Raw genomic sequence first — 24109 nt, forward strand, 5'->3', positions numbered from 1 at the left:
CGGCCCGTACCACGGGCGCGGTATCCGCGGTCCGCTCTGCGGAGACTCCGGGACGCACGGCCACGGGCGGGCCCCCGGGGCGCGGGGCCACGGGCGGACCCCCGGGGCGCGGGGGTGCGCTCCGGGGGCCCGTGCCGTGGTCCGTCGTGGTGTCAGTGGTTGCGCGGGAAGCCCAGGTCCACGCCCGCCGGGGCGTCGGAGGGGTCCGGCCAGCGGGTGGTGACGACCTTGCCGCGGGTGTAGAAGTGCACGCCGTCGTTGCCGTAGATGTGGTGGTCGCCGAAGAGGGAGTCCTTCCAGCCACCGAAGGAGTGGTAGCCGACGGGCACCGGGATCGGCACGTTCACGCCGACCATGCCGGCCTCGACCTCCAGCTGGAAGCGGCGGGCCGCGCCGCCGTCGCGGGTGAAGATCGCGGTGCCGTTGCCGAACGGCGAGGCGTTGATGAGGGCGAGGCCCTCGTCGTACGTCTCGGCGCGCAGCACGCAGAGCACCGGGCCGAAGATCTCGTCCTGGTAGGCCTTGGCCGTGGTCGGCACGTGGTCCAGGAGGGAGAGGCCGATCCAGTGGCCGTCCTCGTGGCCCTCGACCGTGTATCCGGTGCCGTCGAGGACGACCTCGCAGCCCTCGTCCGCCGCGCCGTGGACGTAGGAGGCGACCTTGTCGCGGTGGACGGCCGTGATGAGGGGGCCCATCTCGGAGGTGGGGTCGTTGCCGGGACCGATCTTGATCTTCTCGGCGCGCTCGCGGATCTTCTGCACCAGCTCGTCGCCGATGGCGCCGACGGCGACGACCGCCGAGATCGCCATGCAGCGCTCGCCGGCGGAGCCGTACGCGGCGGAGACGGCCGCGTCGGCCGCCGCGTCGAGGTCGGCGTCCGGGAGGACCAGCATGTGGTTCTTCGCGCCGCCGAGGGCCTGCACGCGCTTGCCGTTGGCGGAGGCGGTGGTGTGGATGTACCGGGCGATCGGGGTCGAGCCGACGAAGGAGATCGCGGCGACGTCCGGGTGCTCCAGGAGACGGTCGACGGCCACCTTGTCACCGTGCAGGACGTTGAAGACGCCGTCCGGGAGGCCCGCCTCGGCGAGCAGCTCGGCGATCTTCAGGGACGGCGACGGGTCCTTCTCGCTGGGCTTGAGGATGAAGGTGTTGCCGGTCGCGATGGCGATCGGGAACATCCACATCGGCACCATGGCCGGGAAGTTGAAGGGCGTGATGCCGGCGACGACGCCGACCGGCTGGCGGATCGACGCCACGTCCACGCGGTTCGACACCTGGGTGGACAGCTCGCCCTTGAGCTGGGTGGTGATGCCGCAGGCCAGGTCGACGATCTCCAGGCCGCGGGCGACCTCGCCGAGCGCGTCCGAGTGGACCTTGCCGTGCTCGGCGACGATCAGCTCGGCGATGGCGTCGCGGTTGGCGTCGAGGAGGGCGCGGAACGTGAAGAGGATGGTGGTGCGCTGGGCGAGCGAGGAGGTGCCCCAGGTGCGATACGCGTCCTTCGCGGCGGCGACGGCGGCGTCGACCTCGTCGACGGAGGCGAGCGCGACCCGGGTGGTGACGGCGCCGGTGGCCGGGTCGGTGACCGGGCCCCAGTTGCCCGACGTGCCCTCGACGGTCTTGCCACCGATCCAGTGGTGGACGGTCTTCGTCATGACGAGTTACTCCTTCAGAGATGGCGGCGTCGGGCGGTGACGTGCCGGTCGTACTCCTCGCGGGCCTTGACCGCCGACGGGCGGGTCGACGTCTCGGCCACGGGCACATCCCACCATGCCTGGGCCGGGGGCGGGCCCGACACTGTGTCTGCCGTTTCGGTCTCGACGTAGACACATGTGGGAACCGTCGCGTTCCGTGCGTCCGCGAGGGCTTCCCGCAGGTCACGCACGGTGCGGGGGCGCAGCACCCGCATGCCGAGGGAGGCGGCGTTGGCGCCCAGGTCGACGGGGAGCGGCGGTCCTGTGAAGCCCCCGTCCGGGTCCCGGTGCCGGTAGTCGGTGCCGTACCGCTCGGCGCCGACCGCCTCCGAGAGGCCGCCGATGGAGGCGTAGCCGTGGTTCTGGAGGACGATCAGCCGCAGGGGCAGGCGTTCCTGCACGGCGGTGACGATTTCGGTGGGGTTCATCAGATACGTGCCGTCGCCGACGAGTGCCCAGACGGGCCGGTCGGGCGCGGCGAGGAGGACGCCGATGGCGGCCGGGATCTCGTAGCCCATGCAGGAGTAGCCGTACTCGACGTGGTACTGGTCCGGTGAGCGGGTCCGCCACAGCTTGTGGAGGTCCCCGGGGAGCGAGCCGGCGGCGTTGATCAGGATGTCGCTGCCGTCGACCAGAGTGTCGAGTACGCCGAGGACCTGGGTCTGGGTGGGGCGGGCGTCCTCGTCGGGGACGGCGTAGGCGGCGTCGACCCGTTCCTGCCAGTCCCGCCGGGAGAACGACCACTGCGTCATGTCCTGGCGGTGGTCGCCGAGCGCCTCGGCGAGGGCTGTCAGGCCTTCGCGGGCGTCGGCGACGAGCGGCAGCGCGCCCTGCTTGTGGGCGTCGAAGCCGGTGATGTTGAGGTTGAGGAAGCAAGTGCCCTCGGGGAAGAGGGTGCCGGAGGCGGTGGTGAAGTCGGTGTAGCGGGTGCCGACGCCGATGACCAGATCGCTGGTGCGGGCCAGGGCGTTCGCGGTGGAGCTGCCGGTGTGGCCGATGCCTCCGGTCTCGCAGGGATGGTCGTACGGCAGGACGCCCTTGCCGGCCTGGGTGGTGGCGACGGGGATGCCGGTCCGCTCGGCGAACGCCCGCAGGGCGTCCTCGGCGGCGCTGTACCTCACCCCGCCGCCGGCGATGATCAGCGGCCGTACGGCGGCCCGCACCGCCCGTACGGCGGCGTCGAGTTCGGCCGCGTCGGGGCGGGGGCGGCGGACCCGCCAGATCCGCTCGGCGAGGAACTCCTCGGGCCAGTCGTACGCCTCCGCCTGGACGTCCTGCGGCAGGGCCAGGGTGACGGCGCCGGTCGCGGCGGGGTCGGAGAGGACCCGCGCGGCTTCGAGGGCGGCCGGGATCAGGGCCTCGGGCCGGGTGACCCGGTCGAAGTAGCGCGAGACGGGGCGCAGGCAGTCGTTGACCGACACGTCGCCCGCGTACGGGACCTGGAGCTGCTGGAGTACGGGGTCGGCGGGGCGGCCGGCGAAGGTGTCGCCGGGCAGCAGCAGGACCGGGAGGTGGTTGACGGTGGCGAGGGCCGCGCCGGTGACGAGGTTGGTGGCGCCGGGGCCGATGGACGTGGTGACGGCGTGCGCGGAGAGCCGGCCCCGCTGGCGGGCGTAGCCGACGGCGGCGTGGACCATGGCCTGTTCGTTACGGCCCTGGTGGAAGGGCATGAGCCCGGGGTCCTCGACGAGGGCCTGGCCGATCCCGGCGACGTTCCCGTGGCCGAAGATGCCCCAGGTGGCGGCGATCAGCCGGTGCCGGGCTCCGTCGCGCTCGGTGTACTGGGCGGCGAGGAAGCGCACGAGCGCCTGGGCGACGGTCAGTCGGACGCTCATGCGTAGCCCTCCGTGTGGTCCGGGTGGAAGCAGATCTTCCACTCCCGCTCTGGGCCGGGGCCCGCCATGACGTTGAGGTAGTGGAGGGTGTGACCCGGCTGGGCGATCGAGGGTCCGTGCCAGCCGTCGGGGACGAGGACGGCGTCACCGTCGCGCACCTCGGCGAGGAGGTCGGCGCCGCCGGGCCGGGAGGGCGAGATCCGCTGGTAGGCGAGGCCGTCCGGGCCGTCGATCTCGTAGTAGTAGATCTCCTCGAGGACCGACTCGGCCCCCGGCCGGTGCTCGTCGTGCTTGTGCGGCGGATAGGAGGACCAGTTGCCGCCGGGCGTGATGACCTCGACGGCGATGAGCCGGTCGCAGTCGAAGGCGTCCGCCGAGGCGAAGTTCCGCACCTGGCGGGCCCGGTTGCCGCTGCCCCGGGTCTCGACGGGAACCTCCGGCGCGGGGCCGTAGCGGGCGGGGAGTCGTCGCTCGCACTTCGCTCCTGCCAAAGCGAAGCGGCCTCCCGCACCGGAGGCGATCTGGGCGTGGGCGTCGCGGGGTACGTAGGCGAAGTCGCTCACCCCTTCGAACACGCTCGCGCGGCCCAGGAGTTCGATGATCTCGCCGTCGACGCGCACGCTACAGGCACCGGAGAGAGGAAGCACGACCCATTCGGAATCCCCGCTCCCGAAGGAGTGGATCTCCCCCGGTCCGAGGGTGAGGACCCGCAGGGCGGAGTACGTCCACCCGGCCCGCGCGGGGTCGATGTCGACGGCGTACGGGCCTCGGGCGGCGGTCCCGGCGGGCAGGTGCAGGGACGGGGGTCGGTCAGGGCTCATGGCGGATCCCTACCCCTTTCCCGACGCGTCGCCCCTGCTCTGCGACGGGTCGACCCTGGTCTCCGGCGCGTCGTCGTTCCCGGCCTGCGGCGCGTCGTCGTTCCCGGCCTGCGGCGCGTCGTCGCTCCCGGCCTGCGGCGCCTCACCGCCGGCCTGCGGCGCGACGCCGCCGGGGTCCGGCAGGTTGCTCCCGGGCACCGTCGCGTCACCCCCGGTCTCCGGCGCGTCGCCGCCGGGGTCCGGCAGGGTGCCCCCCGGCTCCGGCAGGGTGCCGCTCCCCGTCGCGAGGGCTTCGGCGATCTCGGCGGGGTACGGCATGGCGGACGAGCAGGCGAGGCGGCCCGCGACGATCGCCCCCGCGGCGTTGGCGTGGCGCAGGACCGTCTCCAGGTCCCGGCCGGCGAGAAGCCCGTCGACGAGCGCCCCGCCGAACGCGTCGCCCGCGCCGAGCCCGTTGACGACGTCCACCGGCAGCGGCGGCACCTCGGCGCACGTCCCGTCGGCGGCCAGGGCGAGGACGCCCGCGGGGCCCTGCTTGACCACGGCGAGCCGCAGGTTCCGGCCGCCGTCGGAGGCCAGCAGGGCGCGGGCGGCGGCGTACGGCTCGCGCTCCCCCGTCGCCACCTCGCACTCGTCGAGGTTGCCGACGGCGACGGTCGCGTGCCGCAGCGCCTCGGCGTAGTGCGGGCGGGCCGCCGCCGGGTCCGCCCAGAACATCGGCCGCCAGTCCAGGTCGAGGACCGTCACGTCACGGCCGGACCGGGCCCGCAGCGCCTCCAGGGTCGCGGTGCGGCTCGGCTCGGCGCTCAGGCCGGTGCCGGTCGCCCAGAAGACCCGGGCGGCGCGGATCGCGTCGAGGTCGAGCTCGTGCGGGTGGATCTCCAGGTCGGGTGCCTGGGGCCGCCGGTAGAAGGTGAGCGGGAAGTCGTCGGGCGGGAAGAGGGCGCAGAAGGTGAGGGGCGTCGGGTACGCGTCGACCTCGGTCACCCAGCGGTCGTCCACCCCGAAGTCCTTGAGCTCGCGGCGCAGGTAGGTGCCGAAGGCGTCGGCGCCCGTGCGGGAGACGAGGGCGGTGCGGCGGCCGAGCCGGGCGGCGGCGACCGCCACGTTGGCCGGGGAGCCGCCGAGGAACCTGCCGAAGCTCTCGACCCGGTCGAGCCCGACCCCGGTCTGGAGCGGGTACAGGTCCACGCCGAGGCGCCCCATGGTGATCAGGTCGTACGGCTCCGTCTGCACGCGCCACCTCTCGCGTCGGGTCTCCGCACCCAGGTCTAGCCGCCTGCCGGGAGGCGTGTCAACGATATGTCCGGACATTCGGACGAACGGGCCGGAGCGGCGTGCTTGACGCTGCTCTCGGCCCGCGGCGATGGTGGCAGGCATGACGAAGCCGTCACCGCAGCCGACCTCGCCCCCGACCCCTTCGCCGTCCCGCATCCGGATCGGCTCCGCCCCGGACTCCTGGGGGGTGTGGTTCCCCGACGATCCCCGGCAGGTGCCCTGGCAGCGCTTCCTCGACGAGGTGTCCGGCGCGGGCTACGAGTGGATCGAGCTCGGCCCGTACGGCTATCTGCCCACCGATCCGGCCGTCCTCACGGAGGAGACCTCCCGGCGCGGCCTGCGGGTCTCCGCGGGCACGGTCTTCACCGGCCTCCACCGCGGCCCCGGCGTCTGGGACCGCACGTGGGCGCACGTCGCCGAGAACGCGGCCCTCGCGCAGGCGATGGGCGCGGACCAGCTCGTCGTCATCCCGGCGTTCTGGCGGGACGACCGCACGGGCGAGGTCCTGGAGGACCGGGAGCTGACCCCGGGCCAGTGGCGGGACCTGACGCGGCTGACCGAGCGTCTCGGCCGGGAGGTGCGGGAGCGGTACGGGCTGCGGATCGTCGTCCATCCGCACGCCGACACCCACCTGGACGGTGAGGAGAGCGTCACCCGGTTCCTCGACGCCACCGACCCGGACGCGGTCTCGCTCTGCCTGGACACCGGGCACTACGCGTACGCGGGCGGGGACAGCGTCAAGCTGATCCGGACGTACGGCGAGCGGATCGGCTACCTCCATCTCAAGCAGGTCGATCCGGAGATCCTGGCCGGGGTGGTGGCCGAGGGGGTGCCGTTCGGACCGGCCGTGGCGCGGGGCGTGATGTGCGAACCGCCGTCGGGGGTGCCGGCGCTCGAACCGGTGCTCGCCGCCGCGTCGGCGCTGGACGTGGACCTGTTCGCGATCGTCGAGCAGGACATGTACCCGTGTGAGCCGGACGTCCCGTACCCGATCGCGCTGCGCACCCGGCGCTTCCTGCGCTCCTGCGGCGTGTGACGGGGCGCATACCTCTCTGAGCAGGGGTGACGCACGCGGACACACCGGGGGCGCGATGCGTCACTTCTGTCACGTGCGTCCCCTCGTCGTCACGCTTGTCCGCGTTACGCGGGTTTTCCGTCACAGGCGCTCGACAGGCGCTCTCCTCCTGTCTGAAGCGGTCGTTGCATGGGGCACAGGCTCAGTGATCGCCAACGCCCGCCCGCAGCGCCCCCGAACGGCACCCCCGCCGCCGCTGCGCGGTGAGCAGGGAGGTACCAGGCATGACGGACAAACGGCTCTGGTCGTACAAGGACATCGCCGCACACATCAAGGTGCAGCCCGACACGGTCCGCTCCTACCGGAAGCACGGGCTGCTGCCGAATCCGGACCACGTGGAATCGGGGAAGCCCTACTGGTACGCGGACACGATCCGCGCCTGGGTCGCCACCCGTCCCGGCAACCGGGGCCGCCGCGACTGACCGGAGGCGTCGGCCGCGGCGAGGACGCCGGGCCCGGAATCGTCCGGGGCCCGGCGTCCCGGCGTCGCGAGACGGGTGGACGGGACGCGACGATCGTCGAGCTCAAGGCCGTCCTGCTCCGCCATCTGACCCCGGTGGCCGAAGGGGCGTGCGCGGTGCCGCCGGTCACCACGACTCGCAGCCGCTGACGGAGCCCCCGGGCCCGTCGGCGCCTCCCGCGCCCGTGCCCGGCTCCCCTCCCGGCCCCGGTACCGCCGCCCCCGCACGCAGCTTCAGGGCGAGCAGCGGGAAGGCGAACCGGACGGCGAACTGTCCGCTGCTGTCCAGCGTCCTGGCGATGACCGTGGAGAACCACGGCGGGCGGGGCCGCAGCGCCCAGTACACGGCCGCCGCGGTCAGTGCGGCGAAGACGGCGAGGAGTGCGGTCGACTCGCCCGCGCCGCGCCCGCTCAGGAGCAGCGCCATGGCGATGATCGGCCCGAACTCGCCGACCGCCCCGAAGGCCATGACGACCTACCCGAACCGCCCGTGGAGGTCGCCCGCGTCCCGGAGCACCGGCAGGACGGTCCCGAGGGCGGTGCTGGTGAGCGCCACGCCGATGAGGACGCCCTTGGTGTAGCCGCCGCCGAGCAGGACGCCGGCGGCGAGTCCGAGCACGAGGGCGATCAGCCAGGCGCGGACGGCGCGCCGGAGGGTGTCGCCGCGGACCTTGCCGAACTGGATCTCGTACCCCGCGAGGAAGATCAGCATGGTGAGGCCGAGCTCGGAGAGTCCGTCGATCAGTTCGCTCGGACGGGCCCAGTCGAGGACGTCGGGCCCGATGAGGATGCCGAGCAGGATCTCGAAGATGACGAGGGGGACGGGGAGCTTCCGGCCGACGGCGTAGGCGAGGAGCGGAGCCAGGACGGAGATCGACATGATGAGGATGAGCGCGGTCCCCGAATGCGACATATCGGGTATCTACCATGGAGTCCGAGGGCTGGCGCGGCATGACTGGAATTCATACCCCCTGGGGGTATAAGGTCGAGTCCGTACGGCTCTGAACCCACGAGGAGAACGCGATGACCGCAGAGACGAAGACCGAACTCACCACCGTCTACCAGGTCAAGGGCATGACCTGCGGACACTGCGAGGGCGCCGTCTCCGGCGAGATCTCCGAGCTGCCCGGCGTCTCCTCCGTCACGGCGGTCGCCAAGACCGGGGAGGTCACCGTCGTCTCGGACACCCCCCTCGACCGCGAGGCCGTGGCCGCCGCCGTGGACGAGGCCGGCTACGAGCTGGTCTGACCGCGCTTCGAACGACACCGGGCAGGGCCGTACCGTTACCCGGGTACGGCCCTGCTCCCCTTGGGAACCACACATGTCCCCCACCACCGTCACCGAGCTCACCATCGGCGGGATGACCTGCGCCTCCTGCGCGGCCCGCGTCGAGAAGAAGCTCAACCGGATGGACGGCGTCACCGCCACCGTCAACTACGCCACGGAGCGGGCGCGCGTCGAACACGCCCCGGACGTCGGCGTCGACGCGCTGATCGCCACCGTCGTGAGGACCGGCTACACCGCCGAGGAACCCCTCCCGCCGGCGGAGGTGGAGGAGGAGGTCCCCGAGGACCCCGACCTCGCCTCCCTCCGGCAGCGGCTCACCGTCACCGCGCTCCTCGCCGCGCCCGTCGTCCTGCTCGCCATGGTTCCGGCGTTCCAGTTCGACAACTGGCAGTGGCTCTCCCTCACCCTCGCCGCGCCCGCCGTCGTCTGGGGCGGGCTGCCCTTCCACCGGGCCGCCGCGACCAACCTCCGGCACGGCGCCGCCACCATGGACACCCTCGTCTCGGTCGGCACCCTCGCCGCCTTCGGGTGGTCCCTGTGGGCCCTGTTCCTCGGCGACGCGGGCATGCCCGGCATGCGGCACGGCTTCGACCTCACGGTCGACCGCTCCGACGGCACCTCCGCGATCTACCTGGAGGTCGCTGCCGGAGTCGTCACCTTCATCCTGCTCGGCCGCTACCTGGAGGCCCGGGCCAAACGGAAGGCCGGCGCGGCGCTCAGGGCCCTGATGGAACTGGGCGCCAAGGACGTGGCCGTGCTCAGGGGAACCACGGAGGTACGGATCCCGGTGACCGCGCTCCGGGCCGGCGACCTCTTCGTCGTACGCCCCGGCGAGAAGATCGCCACCGACGGCACCGTCACCGAGGGCGCGTCCGCGGTCGACGCCTCCCTGCTCACCGGCGAGTCCCTGCCGCTCGACGTCACCGAGGGCGGCACCGTCACCGGCGGCTGCGTCAACGTCTCCGGCCGGCTGGTCGTCCGGGCCACCCGGGTCGGCGCCGACACCCGGCTCGCCCGGATGACGAAGCTCGTCGAGGACGCCCAGAACGGCAAGGCCGAGGTGCAGCGGCTCGCCGACCGGATCTCCGCCGTCTTCGTCCCCGTGGTGCTCCTGATCGCGCTCGGCACCCTCGTCACCTGGCTGCTCGTCACCGACGACCCGACCGCCGCGTTCACCGCCGCCGTCGCCGTCCTGATCATCGCCTGCCCCTGCGCCCTCGGCCTCGCCACCCCGACCGCCCTCCTGGTCGGCACCGGGCGCGGTGCCCAGCTCGGCATCCTCATCAAGGGACCCGAGGTCCTGGAGTCCACCCGGCGCGTCGACACGGTCGTCCTCGACAAGACGGGGACGGTCACCACCGGCCGGATGCGGCTGGCCGGCGTCCGCGTGTACGGGGGGCGGTACGGCACCGACGGCACCGACGAGGTCCGGCTGCTGCGGCTCGCGGGCGCCCTGGAGCACTCCTCCGAGCATCCGGTGGCCCGCGCGGTCGCGGCCGGCGCCGCCGAGCGGTGCGGGGAGCTCCCCGTACCGAAGACCTTCGAGAACGTCCCCGGCCTCGGTGTGCGCGGCTCCGTCGACGGCCACCTGGTCCTCGTCGGCCGCGCCGCGCTGCTCGCGGCGGAGGGCGTCGAGGTCCCGGCGGGCGCGCCCGAGCCCGGCGCCGTGCACGTCGCCTGGGACGGGGTGGCCCGGGGCACCCTGACCGTCGCCGACACCGTCAGGGACACCAGCGCCGAGGCGGTCGCCCTGCTGCGCGGCCTGGGGCTGCGGCCTGTGCTGCTCACCGGGGACCACCGGGCGGTCGCGGAGGCCGTGGCGGCCGAGGTCGGCATCGACGAGGTGATCGCGGAGGTGCTGCCCGAGGAGAAGGCGGAGGTGGTCCGGCGGCTCCAGGCGGAGGGCCGGACGGTCGCGATGGTGGGCGACGGCGTGAACGACGCCGCCGCGCTCGCCACGGCGGATCTGGGCCTGGCGATGGGGACGGGTACGGACGCGGCCATCGAGGCGAGCGATCTGACCCTGGTCCGGGGTGATCTGCGGGTCGCGGCGGACGCCATCAGGCTCTCCCGGCGGACCCTCGCCACGATCAGGGGAAACCTGGGCTGGGCCTTCGGCTACAACGTCGCGGCGCTGCCGCTCGCCGCGGCCGGACTGCTCAACCCGATGATCGCGGGCCTGGCCATGGCCCTTTCGTCCGTCTTCGTCGTATCCAACAGCCTGCGGCTGCGGCGGTTCACGTGAATTCACCCACACGTGACGCACAGGACCTTCACAAGGAGACCTAGATCACAGATATTGGGGGGTAACCATCTGGGCTGATCGCGAGTCTAAGTGGGCGATGCCGAGAACGTCTTGGGGGACGTTCGTCGGGAGGTCTTGGGGGACGTCCCGTCAGGCAAGCGTTGGCCGGGGCACGTGCACCGGGGAGCTTGAGCGGCCCTCCCGTACGCGTACCCCGGCAGACCGCGTCGCGCCCGACCCGCGCAGCTGTTGCTGACGCCCGGCAGACGCCCGGCCAGGATCCCGTGGGGGGAATCCGCACCGGGAATGGGAAGCGCCCCGACTACCGACCCGTGGGGGGATCGGTAGCGGGGCGCTTCTCGCCTTCTTGCAAGGCTCGGTTTTCCCCCCCTGGCTTCGCCGGGGGGACCCCCACCGGGGCGCTCGAGCCGGTGGGGGGACGACGACCCGCCCCTTCGGCTCACTCGCCGCCCAGGGGCGCGTCGTCCGTCCGGCGAAGCGACTAGCGGGACTCGACCGGGACGAAGTCGCGCAGGACCTCGCCCGTGTAGATCTGGCGCGGGCGGCCGATGCGGGAGCCGGGCTCCTTGATCATCTCGTGCCACTGGGCGATCCAGCCGGGAAGGCGGCCGAGCGCGAAGAGCACGGTGAACATCTCGGTCGGGAAGCCCATCGCCCGGTAGATCAGACCCGTGTAGAAGTCCACGTTCGGGTACAGGTTGCGCGAGACGAAGTACTCGTCGGAGAGCGCGTGCTCCTCCAGCTTCAGCGCGATGTCGAGCAGCTCGTCGGACTTGCCGAGGGCCGAGAGGACATCGTGCGCCGCCGCCTTGATGATCTTGGCGCGCGGGTCGAAGGACTTGTACACCCGGTGGCCGAAGCCCATCAGGCGGACGCCGTCCTCCTTGTTCTTCACCTTGCGGATGAAGGAGTCGACATCGCCGCCGTTGGCCTTGATGCCCTCCAGCATCTCCAGCACCGACTGGTTGGCGCCGCCGTGCAGCGGGCCCCAGAGGGCCGAGATGCCGGCGGAGATCGACGCGAACATGTTCGCCTGCGAGGAGCCGACCAGACGCACGGTGGAGGTCGAGCAGTTCTGCTCGTGGTCCGCGTGCAGGATGAGCAGCTTGTCGAGCGCCGAGACCACGACCGGGTCCAGCTCGTACTCCTGCGCCGGGACCGAGAAGGTCATGCGCAGGAAGTTCTCGACGTACCCGAGGTCGTTGCGCGGGTAGACGAAGGGGTGGCCGATCGACTTCTTGTACGCGTACGCCGCGATCGTCGGCAGCTTCGCCAGCAGCCGGATCGTGGAGAGGTGGCGCTGCTCCTCGTCGAACGGGTTGTGGCTGTCCTGGTAGAACGTCGACAGCGCGGAGACCACCGAGGACAGCATCGCCATCGGGTGGGCGTCCCGCGGGAAGCCGCGGAAGAAGTTCTTGACGTCCTCGTGGACGAGCGTGTGCTGCGTGATCTCGTTCTTGAAGGTCGCCAGCTCGTCGACCTTGGGCAGCTCACCGTTGATCAGCAGGTACGCCACCTCAAGGAAGGTGGAGCGCTCGGCCAGCTGCTCGATGGGGTAGCCGCGGTACCGCAGAATGCCCTGCTCACCGTCGAGGTAGGTGATCGCGGATTTATAGGCGGCGGTGTTGCCGTATCCGCTGTCCAGGGTGACCAGACCGGTCTGGGCTCGGAGTTTCCCGATGTCGAAGCCCTTGTCGCCGACGGTGCTCTCGACCACCGGGTAGGTGTGTTCACCGTCCGCGTACCGCAGTACTACAGAGTTGTCGCTCACGTCATCCCTCACCGACGTAGTGCCTCATATTCGAGGTGCCCTGACTGTCTCTACCATCCCCCATTTGGCTCAGGAGAGTGCACTCGGGGTCGACCATTGGGCCAATCGGCGGCACTCAGTGCCGCCAACCTTCATATCCTGCCCCCTTCGCCCCGGTTCCGGTAGTCCTCCGTGATCTTTCACACGAGGGTGCGACCTGTGAGCCGGAAGGCGAGTCCGGTAAAGCGCCGGCCCGCGGAGACCGTACGGACCGCCTGGGCGATCGCCCGCCGTGAGCCGACCAGGACGACCAGCTTCCGGGCCCGGGTCACCGCCGTGTAGAGCAGGTTCCGCTGCAGCATCATCCAGGCGCTCATGGTGACCGGGATCACCACCGCCGGATACTCGCTGCCCTGCGAGCGGTGGATGGTGACCGCGTACGCGTGGGCCAGCTCGTCCAGCTCGTCGAAGTCGTACGGCACCTCCTCGTCCTCGTCCGTCCGCACGGTCAGCCGCTGTTCGGCGAGGTCGAGGGACGTGACGACGCCGACCGTCCCGTTGAAGACCCCGTTGGCGCCCTTCTCGTAGTTGTTCCGGATCTGGGTGACCTTGTCGCCGACCCGGAAGACCCGGCCGCCGAACCGCTTCTCCGGCACGTCCGGGCGCGCCGGGGTGATCGCCTGCTGGAGCAGTCCGTTGAGCGAGCCCGCGCCCGCCGGGCCCCGGTGCATGGGGGCGAGGACCTGGACGTCCCGGCGCGGGTCGAGCCCGAATCTGGCCGGGATCCGACGGGCCGCGACCTCCACGGCGACCCGCGCCGCGTCCTCCGTCTCCTCCTCCGCGAAGAGGAAGAAGTCCGGCAGCCCCTCGGTCCTGGGCGGGGTCCCGGCGTTGATCCGGTGCGCGTTGCTGACGACGCCGGACTCCTGCGCCTGCCGGAAGATCCGGGTCAGACGCACCGCCGGTACGGGGCTGCCCGGCGCGAGGAGATCACCGAGGACCTCGCCCGCGCCCACCGACGGAAGCTGGTCGACGTCGCCCACGAGCAGCAGGTGGGCGCCCGGCGCCACCGCCTTCACCAGCTTGTTCGCCAGGAGCAGGTCGAGCATGGAGGCCTCGTCGACCACCACCAGGTCGGCGTCGAGAGGCCGGTCCCGGTCGTAGGCCGCGTCGCCGCCGGGCTTGAGCTCCAGGAGCCGGTGGACGGTGGAGGCCTCGGCGCCGGTCAGCTCGGCCAGCCGCTTCGCGGCCCGCCCGGTGGGGGCGGCGAGGACGACCCTGGCCTTCTTGGCGCGGGCCAGTTCCACGATGGAGCGGACCGTGAAGGACTTGCCGCAGCCGGGTCCGCCGGTGAGCACGGCGACCTTGCGGGTGAGGGCGAGCCGCACGGCCTCCTCCTGCTCCGGCGCCAGCGAGGCCCCGGTCCGGTCCGCGAGCCAGGCGAGGGCCTTGTCCCAGGCCACGTCCCGGAAGGCGGCCATCCGGTCCTCCTCCGCGCCGAGCAGCCGGCGGATCTGCCCCGCGAGCGACAGCTCGGCCCGGTGGAAGGGGATCAGGTAGACCGCCGTGACGGGCGTCCCCTCGGGGCCCGGCACCACCTCCCGTACGACCCCCTCGGGGTCCTCGGCCAGCTCGGCCAGGCACTCGATGACCAGGCCCGTGTCGACCTGGAGGAGCTTCACCGCGTCCGCGATCAGCCGCTCCTCCGGCAGGAAGCAGTGGCCCTGGTCGCTCGACTGCGACAGCGCGTACTGGAGTCCCGCCTTCACCCGGTCCGGGCTGTCGTGCGGTATGCCCACGGCCTGCGCGATCCGGTCGGCGGTGAGGAACCCGATGCCCCAGACGTCGGCGGCGAGCCGGTAGGGCTGGTTCCGCACGACGGAGATCGAGGCGTCCCCGTACTTCTTGTAGATCCGGACCGCGATGGAGGTGGAGACGCCGACCTCCTGGAGGAAGACCATCACCTCCTTGATCGCCTTCTGCTCCTCCCAGGCCGCGGTGATGTTCTTGACGCGCTTGGGGCCGAGCCCCGGAACCTCGATCAGGCGCGCGGGAGCCTCTTCGAGGATGTCCAGGGTGTCGAGCCCGAAGTGCGAGGTGATGCGGTCGGCGAAGACGGGACCGATGCCCTTGATGAGACCGGAGCCGAGATAGCGGCGGATGCCCTGGACGGTGGCGGGCAGGACCGTCGTGTAGTTGTCGATGGTGAACTGCTTGCCGTACTGCGGGTGGGAGCCCCAGCGGCCCTCCATCCGCAGCGACTCCCCCGGCTGCGCCCCGAGCAGCGAACCGACGACCGTGAGCAGGTCCCCGGCACCCCGGCCGGTGTCCACCCGGGCGACCGTGTACCCGCTCTCCTCATTCGCGTAGGTGATCCGCTCCAGGACCCCTTCGATGACAGCCGGACCTGACCCGCGACCCTCGTTGGACATGTCCCCGAAGGTAGCGAAGACCTCGGACACCGGGGGACGCCTTGGGGACGACCACCTGGGAGCGACCGGGGTCGTCGGCCGGGACGTGCCCCACGGGCCGGGCTCAGCCGCCCGGGTTCCATTCCTTCGGCGCGCTGCTGTGGTGCTCCACGGGCCGGTCCGACCCCAGCCGCGCCCAGATCACGAATCCGGCCGTCCCCAGGCCGATCATCCCGACCGGGATGATCACCGCCATCAACCACTCCGGCATACCCGTCACCCCCTGCTCCTGAGGACGGCCGCACCGGGCGGAACGGTTCCCCAGGCGCCGGCCCCGGCATGGCCGGGGCCGGGGCGGGCGGGGCCGCACACCCCTCTCCCTCCCCGGCCCCGGCGGGCGAAGGGCCGCACCCCTTCGGGCTCGGACGGCTCACTCGGCCTCGCGACCGGACCCCTCGGTTCGGACCCCCCCGGCCTCAGACCGTCAGGAAGCGTTCCCGTGTCTCCTCCAGGACCTCCACGCCGTCGCGGGACCAGAGTTCGTCGTTGAAGAGCTCCACCTCGACCGGGCCCGTGTAGCCCGCCTTCTCGACCAGGTCGGCCCAGGCGCGCAGGTCGATCGCCCCGTCGCCCAGCTGGCCCCGGCCGTTGAGGACTCCCGCCGGCAGCGGGGTGATCCAGTCGGCGAGCTGGAAGGAGTGGATCCGGCCGGCCTCGCCCGCGCGTTCCACCGCCGCCGGGGCCCGGTCGTCCCACCACAGGTGGTACGTGTCGACCGTGACGCCCACCTGGGACGCGGGGAAGCGTTCCGCGATGTCCAGGGCCTGGTCGAGGGTGGAGACCGCGCACCGGTCGGAGGCGTACATGGGGTGGAGCGGTTCGATGGCGAGGCGGACGCCGCGCTCCCCCGCGTACGGGGCCAGTTCGCCGATCGCCTCCGCGATGCGGGACCGGGCCGACGGCAGGTCGGGGCAGGCGGGGGTGAGGCCGCCGGAGACCAGGACGAGGGTGTCGGTGCCGAGCGTCACCGCCTCGTCGATCGCCGCGCGGTTGTCCTCTTCCCACCCGTCCGCGGTGAAGAAACCGCCCCGGCAGAGGGTGGTGACCCTGAGCCCCGCGTCCCGGACCAGCGCGGCCGCCGCCTCCACCCCGTACTCCTGGACCGGTGCCCGCCACAGGCCCACGCCCGGGACGCCGAGGCGGCGGCAGTGGGAGACGAGGTCGGGCAGGGCGAGCTGTCTGACCGTCATCTGGTTGACGCTGAATCGGTCGAGGTTCACCGCGGCACTCCGTACACCGTGAGGAGGGAACGCATCCGGGCCTCCGCGAGCGCCGGGTCGGGGAACAGGCCGAGGCCGTCGGCGAGTTCGTAGGCGCGCGCGAGATGCGGGAGCGAGCGGGCGGACTGGAGTCCGCCGACCATCGTGAAGTGGTCCTGGTGGCCGGCCAGCCAGGCGAGCAGGACGACGCCCGTCTTGTAGAAGCGGGTCGGGGCCTCGAAGAGGTGCCGGGAGAGGGCGACCGTGGGGTCGAGAGTCGCGCGGAAGCCCTCGACGTCTCCCGTGTCCAGGGTCCTGACGGCCTGGGCCGCCAGCGGGGCCAGCGGGTCGAAGATGCCGAGCAGGGCGTGACTGAAGCCCTGGTCGTCGCCCGCGATCAGCTCCGGGTAGTGGAAGTCGTCGCCCGTGTAGCAGCGGACGCCCTCCGGGAGGCGGCGGCGGAGTTCGACCTCGCGCCGGGCGTCGAGGAGGGAGACCTTGATGCCGTCGACCTTGTCGGGGTGCGCGGCGATCACGCCCAGGAAGGTCTCGGTGGCGGTGTCGAGGTCGGCCGAGCCCCAGTAGCCGTCGAGCGCCGGGTCGAACATGGGGCCGAGCCAGTGCAGGATCACCGGTTCGCTCGCCTGGCGGAGGAGGTGTCCGTACAGGTCGAGGTAGTCGTCCGGGCCGGAGGCGGCGGCGGCGAGCGCGCGGGAGGCCATCAGGATGGCCCGGGATCCGGTCTCCTCGACGAGGGCGAGCTGCTCCTCGTACGCCTTGCGGACGGCCGGCAGGTCGGCGGGGCCGGTGAGCTGGTCGGTGCCGACGCCGCAGGCGATCAGGCCGCCGACGCCGCGGGCCTCCGCCGCGCTGCGCCGGATCAGTTCGGCGGCGCCGGCCCAGTCCAGGCCCATGCCGCGCTGGGCGGTGTCCATGGCCTCCGCGACACCGAGGCCGTGGGACCAGAGGTGGCGGCGGAAGGCGAGGGTGGCGTCCCAGTCGACGGCCGCCGGGGAGTCGGGGCTGGTGTCGGCGTACGGGTCGCCGACGACGTGGGCGGCGGAGAAGACCGTGCGGGAGACGAGGGGGACGCCTCCGGACACGGCGAGGGGTTCGGTGCGCGGCGCGTACTCCCGTACGCCGCCGTCGGCCGCGGGCAGGCGGATCACAGGCCGACCTCCGGGACGTCGAGGCGGCGGCCCTCGGCGGCGGACCGCAGGCCCAGCTCGGCGAGCTGCACGCCCCGGGCGCCGGCGAGGAGGTCCCAGTGGTACGGCTCGCCGAGGGTGACGTGCCGCAGGAACAGCTCCCACTGGGCCTTGAAGCCGTTGTCGAACTCGCCGTTGTCGGGGACTTCCTGCCACTGGTCGCGGAAGGACTCGGTGACGGGGATGTCCGGGTTCCAGACGGGCTTCGGGGTGGCCGAGCGGTGCTGGACGCGGCAGCCGCGCAGCCCGGCGACGGCGGAGCCGTGGGTGCCGTCGACCTGGAACTCGACGAGTTCGTCGCGGTTGACGCGGACCGTCCAGGAGGAGTTGATCTGGGCGACGGCGCCGCCCTCCAGCTGGAAGATGCCGTACGCCGCGTCGTCGGCGGTGGCCTCGTAGGGCTTGCCCTGCTCGTCCCAGCGGCGCGGGACGTGGGTGGCGACCTGGGTGGTGACGGAGGTGACCCGGCCGAACAGCTCGTGGAGCACGTACTCCCAGTGCGGGAACATGTCGACGACGATGCCGCCGCCGTCCTCCGAGCGGTAGTTCCAGCTGGGGCGCTGGGCGTCCTGCCAGTCGCCCTCGAAGACCCAGTAGCCGAACTCGCCGCGCACGGAGAGGATCTCGCCGAAGAAGCCGCCGTCGATGAGCCGCTTGAGCTTGAGCAGGCCCGGCAGGAACAGCTTGTCCTGGACGACGCCGTGCCTGACGCCCTTGTCGGTGGCGCGGCGGGCGAGGTCGAGGGCGCCGGCGAGGTCGGCGGCGGTGGGCTTCTCGGTGTAGATGTGCTTCCCGGCGTCGATGGCCCTGGTGAGCGCGTCGACGCGGGCGGAGGTGACCTGGGCGTCGAAGTAGATGTCGACGGTGTCGTCGGCGAGGACGGCGTCGAGGTCGGTGGACCACTCGGTGAGGCCGTGGCGCTCGGCGAGGGCACGCAGGGCGTGTTCGCGGCGGCCGACGAGGACGGGCTCGGGCCAGAGGGTCTCGCCGTTGCCGAGGTCGAGACCGCCCTGTTCGCGCAGGGCGAGGATCGAGCGGACGAGGTGCTGGCGGTATCCCATGCGTCCGGTGACGCCGTTCATGGCGATGCGGACTGTCCTACGTGTCACGAAACGTTCCTCTCCCGGTGGCGCCGCGCCCCCCATGGAAAGCGCTTTCTATCGAGGAGGACGCTAGCCTGCCGACATCGCCGCCGACAAGGCCCTGGAGGTACGCACTCGATGACCGTCACCTTGGCGGACGTGGCCGCCCGCGCGCGGGTCTCCCCCGCGACCGTCTCCCGCGTCCTCAACGGCAACTACCCGGTCGCCGAGTCCACCCGCGAACGGGTCCTGCGGGCGGTGGACGAGCTGGACTACGTCCTCAACGGCCCCGCGAGCTCGCTGGCCGCCGCCACCTCCGACCTGGTCGGCGTCCTGGTCAACGACATCGCCGACCCCTTCTTCGGGATCATGGCGAGCGCGGCGCAGAGCGCGATCGGGGAGGGCGCGTCGGGGCGGGGCGGCGGCGAGAAGCTCGCCGTCGTCTGCAACACCGGCGGCTCCCCCGCCCGCGAGCTGACCTACCTCACCCTGCTCCAGCGGCAACGGGCCGCGGCCGTGATCCTCATGGGTGGCTCCCTGGAGGACCCCGGGCACCTGGCGGCGACGGCCGGCAAGCTCGCCAAGCTGGCGGAGGCGGGGACCCGGGTCGTGCTGTGCGGGCGGCCGCCGGTGCCGGGCGACGCGAACGCGGCCGCGCTCGCCTTCGACAACAGGACCGGCGCGGTGCGCCTCACCGAGCACCTGCTGGGGCTCGGCCACCGGCGCATCGGCTACGCGGCCGGGCCGGCCGACCGGACCACGACCCGGCACCGCCTCGAAGGCCACCGGGCGGCGCTCGCGGAGGCGGGCGTCGCGGAGGGCCCGACGGTCCACGGGGCGTACGACCGGCAGGCCGGCTACGAGGCCACGGCCCGGCTCCTCGCCCTCGACCCGGACCTGACGGCGGTCGTCGCCGCCAACGACACGGTCGCGCTCGGTGTCTGCGCGGCCCTGCGGGAGCGGGGTCTGGACATCCCGGGCGACGTGTCCGTGGCGGGCTTCGACGACCTGCCGTTCTCGGTGGACGCCGTCCCGGCCCTGACGACCGTACGCCTCCCGCTCCACGAGGCGGGAGTCCGCGCGGGCCGCCTGGCGATGGGCACGGAGGAGCCCCCGGCGGGCGGCCTGGAGACGGTCCCGGCGGAACTGGTGGTACGGGGGTCGACGGGGCGGCCACGGGGGTAGACGGCCACGGCCGCAGGACGCTTCCGGGCCCCGGGCGGGCCCGCCACCCGGGGGTAGACGGCCACGGCCGCAGGACGCTTCCGGGCCTCGGGCGGGCCCGCCACCGGGGGGTAGACGGCCACGCCCGGAGGGCACTTCCCGGCCACGGCCGGGCCCGCCTACAGGTGGGTGGCCACGCGCGGAGGGCACTTCCCGGCCCCGGGGGGCAGCGCCCGGGGGACAGCAGCCGCGGCCGGAGCGCTCTTCCCCGGCCCCTGGCGGGCCCGCCCGCGCCTGGAGGACTCGCCCCGCCCCCCGGCGGGCGCTCGTCTCCTGGCGTTTCCCGGGCGGCTCGGCCCGGCCCCCCGTGGCTGACGGGTCGTCCGGCCCCATGTGGCGGACCGCGGCGGCGCGGCGCGTGGGGATTCGGCGGGGGGTTCGTACGCTCCAGGGACTCCGGTCCGGGATCGCCGCCGTGGGCGATTCGTGCGCGGGTCCTTGACCTGGCAGTTACTTTCGGGCTATCCGTGACTCTTGGAAGTTTCCTTCAACCTTGCACGGCCGGAAGGAGCATCAGTGCACCACCGCGCCCCCGCCCCCTCCCGACGCACCCTCCTCACGGTGACCGCCGCAGCCGCCGCTGCGGCCGTCACCGGAGTGAGCACGCCCGCCCATGCCGACCAGGACCACAGGCTCCGGCGGATCATCGACCGCATGTCCCTTGAGGAGAAGGTCGGCCAGCTCTTCGTGATGCGGGTGTACGGCCACTCCGCGACCGACCCGGACCAGGCCGACATCGACGCCAACCTCCAGGAGATCGGCGTCCGTACGGCCGCCGAGCTGGTCGAGCGCTACCACGTCGGCGGGGTCATCTACTTCACCTGGGCCCACAACACCCGCGACCCGCAGCAGATCGCCGAGCTGTCCAACGGCATCCAGCAGGCGGCGCTCGCGCAGCCCACCCCGGTCCCGGTGCTCATCTCCACCGACCAGGAGCACGGCATCGTGTGCCGGGTGGGCGAACCCGCCACGCTGGTGCCCGGGGCGATGGCCCTCGGCGCGGGCGGCTCGCACGCGGACGCCCGGAGGGCCGCGCAGATCGCGGGCGCCGAACTCGCGGCCCTCGGCATCCGGCAGAACTACGCCCCGGTCGCCGACGTCAACGTCAACCCGGCCAACCCGGTCATCGGCGTCCGCTCCTTCGGCTCCGACCCGGCGGCGGTCGCGGGCCTGGTCGCCGCGCAGGTCAAGGGGTACCAGCGGGCCGGGGTCGCGGCCACCTCCAAGCACTTCCCGGGACACGGGGACACCGCCGTCGACAGTCACTACGGGCTGCCGACGATCACCCACACCCGGGCGCAGTGGGGGGAGCTGGACGCCCCGCCCTTCCGGTCGGCGGTCGCCGCCGGGATCGACTCGATCATGACCGCGCACATCGTGGTCCCGGCGCTCGACCCCAGCGAGGACCCGGCGACCCTGTCGCGGCCCATCCTGACCGGCATCCTGCGCGAACAGCTCGGCTACGACGGGGTGGTGGTCACCGACTCGCTGGCCATGGAGGGGGTGCGCACCAAGTACGGGGACGACCGCGTCCCGGTCCTCGCGCTGAAGGCCGGCGTGGACCAGCTGCTCAACCCGCCGAAGCTGGACGTGGCGTGGAACGCGGTCCTGAGGGCGGTCAGGGACGGCGAACTGACGGAGGACCGGCTCGACGAATCGATCCTGCGGATCCTGCGGCTGAAGTCGAAGCTCGGCCTCTTCCGGAACGCGTACGTGTCCCGGGCCGGTGTGGAGCGGGTGGTCGGCACCGCCGCCCACCTCGCGCAGGCCGACCGGATCGCCGAGACCACCACGACGCTGCTCGTCAACGAGGGCGAGTTCCTGCCGCTGAGCCCGACCTCGCACGGCTCGGTCCTCGTCGTCGGCGCCGATCCCGCCTCGCCGTCCGGGACCACGGGACCGCCCACCACGACCCTGGCGACGGCGCTGGGGGAGCTGGGGTTCACGGCCACCGCGCTCTCCACCGGGATCACCCCGACGGCGGCGAGGATCGAGGAGGCGGTGGCGGCGGCCGCGGGCAAGGACGTGGTCGTCGTCGGCACGTACAACGTCACCGCGAGCAGCCCGCAGCGCACCCTGGTGGCGCGGCTGGTGGCGACCGGGGTGCCCGTCGTGACGATCGCGATCCGCAACCCGTACGACGTCGCCCGGATCGCCGGCCAGCGGGCGACGCTCGCCGCCTACTCCTGGACCGATGTCGAACTCCGGGCCGCCGTACGGGTCCTGGCGGGCCGGGCCCGGCCGCGGGGCCGCCTGCCGGTGCCCGTGCAGAGCGCGGACGACCCGGCGAAGGTGCTCTACCCGGTCGGTCACGGTCTGTCGTACCGCTGAGGTCGGTCGTACCGTCGGCGTCTGTCGTACCTGACGGACGAGGGGGGTGTGCCCGGTCCGGGCGCACCCCCCTCACCGTACGCGGAGGGTTACGGCCGCACGCCGTGTTCCCGCGTCACGTCCTCGTCGACCGGCTTGTCGAGGCGGGCGTCGAAGCGGGCCAGCGGCTGCGCCGCCCGGACGGCCGGGGCGGGGACGCCGGCCCAGGCCAGGATGCGGGCGGTGGCGTGCTCGCGCTGGGCGTCGGCGAGCCCGGCGACGTTCGCGCCGTGGTTCGCGCCCGGCGCGGTGTAGACGTAGCTGTCGCGGGCGCCCTTGCCGAGGCGGAACGGTTCGGCGCTCCACGGGTCGTTCTGACCGTTGACGAAGAGCATCCGGGTCGCGTTCTTGCGGACCCAGTCGTCGACGTCCCGCATGACGTGCGGCTGGAACCTCATCGGGATCGAGCTCGGCACGAAGTTACGGGCCGGCTGGTAGCCGTAGCGGCTGAGACCCGCGAGGTGCGGCTGCTTGATGGAGGGCGAGCCGAGCTGGGTCGCCGCCTGGTAGTAGTACGGCGTGTAGTACTCCAGGCCCTGGTCGGTGTAGGCGGACCAGCCGGAGTAGGCGTCGATCGTCTCGTAGACGGTGTCGTCGCTCGCGGTCCTCGCGTCCGGGATCTGGTCACAGACGTCCTCGCCGTAGTACTGCCAGAACCCCCACACGAAGTCGAGGACGACGGCCTCGTAGGCCTTGTCGAGCGTGCCGATGGTGTGGAAGGTGGCGCCCTCGGTCTCGGCCCACTCCCTGTACTTCTTCTGCAGCGGCTCGCGGCGGACGAGGGCCTCGCGCTGCATGCCGTTCAGGCGGTCGCGGCACTCCTTGGTGCCGACGCCGGCGAAGAACCGGTCGTAGGCCGAGTCCTCGTTGTTCACCACGTCGTTCGGGGCGACGTACGCGACGACGCCGTCCATGTCACGCGGGTAGAAGCGCTCGTAGTAGGTGGCGGTCATGCCGCCCTTCGAGCCGCCCGTGGACAGCCACTTCTTGCCGTAGACCTGCTTCAGGGCGGTGAAGATCCGGTGCTGGTCGCTGGCCGCCTGCCAGATGTCGAGCTTGGACCAGTCGGCGGGCTGCGGGCGGGACGGCGTGAAGAACCGATACTCCATGGAGATCTGGTTGCCGTCGACGATCCTCGTCGGTTCGGCCCGGCTCGGGGTGGTGCTCAGGCCGTAGCCGCTGGTGCGGAAGACGGTGGGGCGGTCCGTGTCCTTGTGGAGGACGGAGATCCGCTGCTGGAACGTGCCCGCCCACGGGCGTCGGTGGTCGATCGGCTGCTCGTAGTTCAGGACGAGGAAGCGGTAGCCGGCGTACGGCTTCTCCTCGATCAGGCTCATCCCGGGGATCGCCAGGATGCGGTCCTTGATGTCCGTGCTCTGCGAGTCGGCGACGGACGTGGTGCGGTCGGCCTCCGTGTCCGCGGCGGTGGCCACGCCCGTGGAGCCGACGGTGCCTATGAGCACCGAGAGCGACACCAGCCATCTGAGCGACTTGCGCATTCGTCCTCCCCTTGGTTCACAACGGTGTCGCGAACCTAGCGGGGGCAACGTGCGGACCGCCAGACCCTGTTGGTCCTTACCCTTGGACATTCCTGCACATCAGCACAGGATCCAGCCCGTGGACGCCCCCCGCCCGGCCACCGAGCCGGTCGCGCGGACGCAGCGGTTGAGTGCGTGGACGGTGACGGGCCCCGCCTGCCGGTCGAACCGTCCGGCGCGGACGGCGGGGTGGGCGCCGCGCGGCTGGAGCGAGACGGCCATCGGCCTGCGCACGCCGGGCCGCTTGGCGACGGTGACGGCGCAGACGTAGTGGCGGGTCTGGTAGAGGCGCAGCTCGCCGGTGGCGAAGACGAGGGTCCTGGCGGGCCGGCCGTGGCAGACGGAGGCGGCGTCGGCGGGCGGGGCCCCGGGGCCGATGCCGGGGACCAGGAGCAGGGCGAGGGCGCCGAGGAACGGCGCGAGGACGCGGACGAGCAGCCGTCGGCCACGTCGTGCGGGCATCGTGTCCGTGGGCATACGGTCCCCTTCCGGGTGGATCGACGTACGGGCGTACGACGCACCCACTCCCGGAACGGTTGCCTCCGGCTCTG

18 protein-coding genes and 1 pseudogene are annotated in these 24109 nt (G+C 72.6%); 6 read left to right on the plus strand and 13 right to left on the minus strand.

What is annotated here, in order from left to right:
• Positions 1 to 152: 152 nt before the first annotated feature.
• Genes mmsA through iolC form a run of 4 tightly spaced genes read right to left on the minus strand, consistent with a single transcriptional unit; the run spans position 153 to position 5556 of the window.
• Positions 153 to 1655 (minus strand): CoA-acylating methylmalonate-semialdehyde dehydrogenase, encoded by a 1503-nt coding sequence (mmsA, locus tag ACFWV2_RS12165; protein ID WP_384404918.1) that lies wholly within the window; start codon positions 1653 to 1655, stop codon positions 153 to 155.
• A 14-nt stretch (positions 1656 to 1669) separates the two neighbouring features.
• Complete coding sequence (iolD, locus tag ACFWV2_RS12170; RefSeq protein ID WP_384404919.1) at positions 1670 to 3529, minus strand: 3D-(3,5/4)-trihydroxycyclohexane-1,2-dione acylhydrolase (decyclizing); 1860 nt, start codon at positions 3527 to 3529, stop codon at positions 1670 to 1672.
• Positions 3526 to 4350: a 5-deoxy-glucuronate isomerase gene (iolB, locus tag ACFWV2_RS12175; RefSeq protein WP_360784522.1), complete on the minus strand. Its 825-nt coding sequence runs from the start codon at positions 4348 to 4350 to the stop codon at positions 3526 to 3528. The genes iolD and iolB overlap by 4 nt, the downstream gene beginning before the upstream one ends.
• 9 nt (positions 4351 to 4359) lie before the next feature.
• Complete coding sequence (gene iolC, locus ACFWV2_RS12180) at positions 4360 to 5556, minus strand: 5-dehydro-2-deoxygluconokinase (protein WP_384405099.1); 1197 nt, start codon at positions 5554 to 5556, stop codon at positions 4360 to 4362.
• Positions 5557 to 5728: 172 nt separating this feature from the next.
• On the opposite strand from iolC, the gene ACFWV2_RS12185 reads away from it, so the two are divergent.
• Complete coding sequence (locus tag ACFWV2_RS12185; protein WP_384404920.1) at positions 5729 to 6664, plus strand: sugar phosphate isomerase/epimerase family protein; 936 nt, start codon at positions 5729 to 5731, stop codon at positions 6662 to 6664.
• A 263-nt stretch (positions 6665 to 6927) separates the two neighbouring features.
• A complete protein-coding gene (locus tag ACFWV2_RS12190; protein ID WP_384404921.1) occupies positions 6928 to 7125 on the plus strand; it encodes a helix-turn-helix transcriptional regulator in 198 nt (65 codons plus the stop codon).
• Between the two features lie 276 nt (positions 7126 to 7401).
• On the opposite strand, the pseudogene ACFWV2_RS12195 reads toward ACFWV2_RS12190, so the two are convergent.
• Positions 7402 to 8076, minus strand: a pseudogene (locus tag ACFWV2_RS12195) (cation:proton antiporter); the annotation flags it as partial.
• Between the two features lie 110 nt (positions 8077 to 8186).
• Here ACFWV2_RS12195 and ACFWV2_RS12200 point away from each other — a divergent pair.
• Together ACFWV2_RS12200 and ACFWV2_RS12205 are read left to right on the plus strand one after the other, a co-directional pair.
• On the plus strand, positions 8187 to 8411 hold the full coding sequence (locus ACFWV2_RS12200) for a heavy-metal-associated domain-containing protein (protein ID WP_384404922.1): 225 nt from the start codon (positions 8187 to 8189) through the stop codon (positions 8409 to 8411).
• Between the two features lie 73 nt (positions 8412 to 8484).
• A complete protein-coding gene (locus tag ACFWV2_RS12205) occupies positions 8485 to 10695 on the plus strand; it encodes a heavy metal translocating P-type ATPase (RefSeq protein WP_384404923.1) in 2211 nt (736 codons plus the stop codon).
• A 502-nt stretch (positions 10696 to 11197) separates the two neighbouring features.
• Here ACFWV2_RS12205 and ACFWV2_RS12210 read toward each other — a convergent pair.
• From ACFWV2_RS12210 to ACFWV2_RS12235, 6 genes are all read right to left on the minus strand, one after another.
• A complete protein-coding gene (locus ACFWV2_RS12210; protein WP_360784542.1) occupies positions 11198 to 12487 on the minus strand; it encodes a citrate synthase in 1290 nt (429 codons plus the stop codon).
• Between the two features lie 179 nt (positions 12488 to 12666).
• Positions 12667 to 14898, minus strand: a complete 2232-nt coding sequence (locus ACFWV2_RS12215; RefSeq protein WP_384404924.1) for an ATP-dependent RecD-like DNA helicase — start codon at positions 14896 to 14898, stop codon at positions 12667 to 12669.
• 103 nt (positions 14899 to 15001) lie between these two features.
• Entirely contained in the window at positions 15002 to 15157 is a 156-nt protein-coding gene (locus ACFWV2_RS12220; RefSeq protein WP_384404925.1) for a hypothetical protein, read from the minus strand.
• Positions 15158 to 15353: 196 nt separating this feature from the next.
• Positions 15354 to 16127, minus strand: a complete 774-nt coding sequence (locus ACFWV2_RS12225) for a sugar phosphate isomerase/epimerase family protein (RefSeq protein ID WP_384405100.1) — start codon at positions 16125 to 16127, stop codon at positions 15354 to 15356.
• A gap of 26 nt (positions 16128 to 16153) precedes the next feature.
• On the minus strand, positions 16154 to 17305 hold the full coding sequence (locus ACFWV2_RS12230; RefSeq protein ID WP_384404926.1) for a dihydrodipicolinate synthase family protein: 1152 nt from the start codon (positions 17303 to 17305) through the stop codon (positions 16154 to 16156).
• A complete protein-coding gene (locus ACFWV2_RS12235) occupies positions 17302 to 18453 on the minus strand; it encodes a Gfo/Idh/MocA family protein (RefSeq protein WP_384404927.1) in 1152 nt (383 codons plus the stop codon). Before ACFWV2_RS12235 ends, ACFWV2_RS12230 begins: the two co-directional genes overlap by 4 nt.
• A 111-nt stretch (positions 18454 to 18564) precedes the next feature.
• Between ACFWV2_RS12235 and ACFWV2_RS12240 the strand changes: the two genes are divergently transcribed.
• On the plus strand, positions 18565 to 19611 hold the full coding sequence (locus ACFWV2_RS12240; RefSeq protein ID WP_384404928.1) for a LacI family DNA-binding transcriptional regulator: 1047 nt from the start codon (positions 18565 to 18567) through the stop codon (positions 19609 to 19611).
• A 555-nt stretch (positions 19612 to 20166) separates the two neighbouring features.
• A complete protein-coding gene (locus ACFWV2_RS12245) occupies positions 20167 to 21981 on the plus strand; it encodes a glycoside hydrolase family 3 protein (protein WP_384404929.1) in 1815 nt (604 codons plus the stop codon).
• Positions 21982 to 22070: 89 nt separating this feature from the next.
• Here ACFWV2_RS12245 and ACFWV2_RS12250 read toward each other — a convergent pair whose 3' ends face one another.
• On the minus strand, positions 22071 to 23519 hold the full coding sequence (locus tag ACFWV2_RS12250) for an aminopeptidase (RefSeq protein WP_384404930.1): 1449 nt from the start codon (positions 23517 to 23519) through the stop codon (positions 22071 to 22073).
• A 99-nt stretch (positions 23520 to 23618) separates the two neighbouring features.
• Positions 23619 to 24035, minus strand: a complete 417-nt coding sequence (locus ACFWV2_RS12255; RefSeq protein WP_384404931.1) for a hypothetical protein — start codon at positions 24033 to 24035, stop codon at positions 23619 to 23621.
• Positions 24036 to 24109 lie beyond the last annotated feature (74 nt).

The sequence above is a fragment of the Streptomyces sp. NPDC058671 genome (assembly GCF_042716475.1).
Taxonomy (GTDB): Bacteria; Actinomycetota; Actinomycetes; order Streptomycetales; family Streptomycetaceae; genus Streptomyces.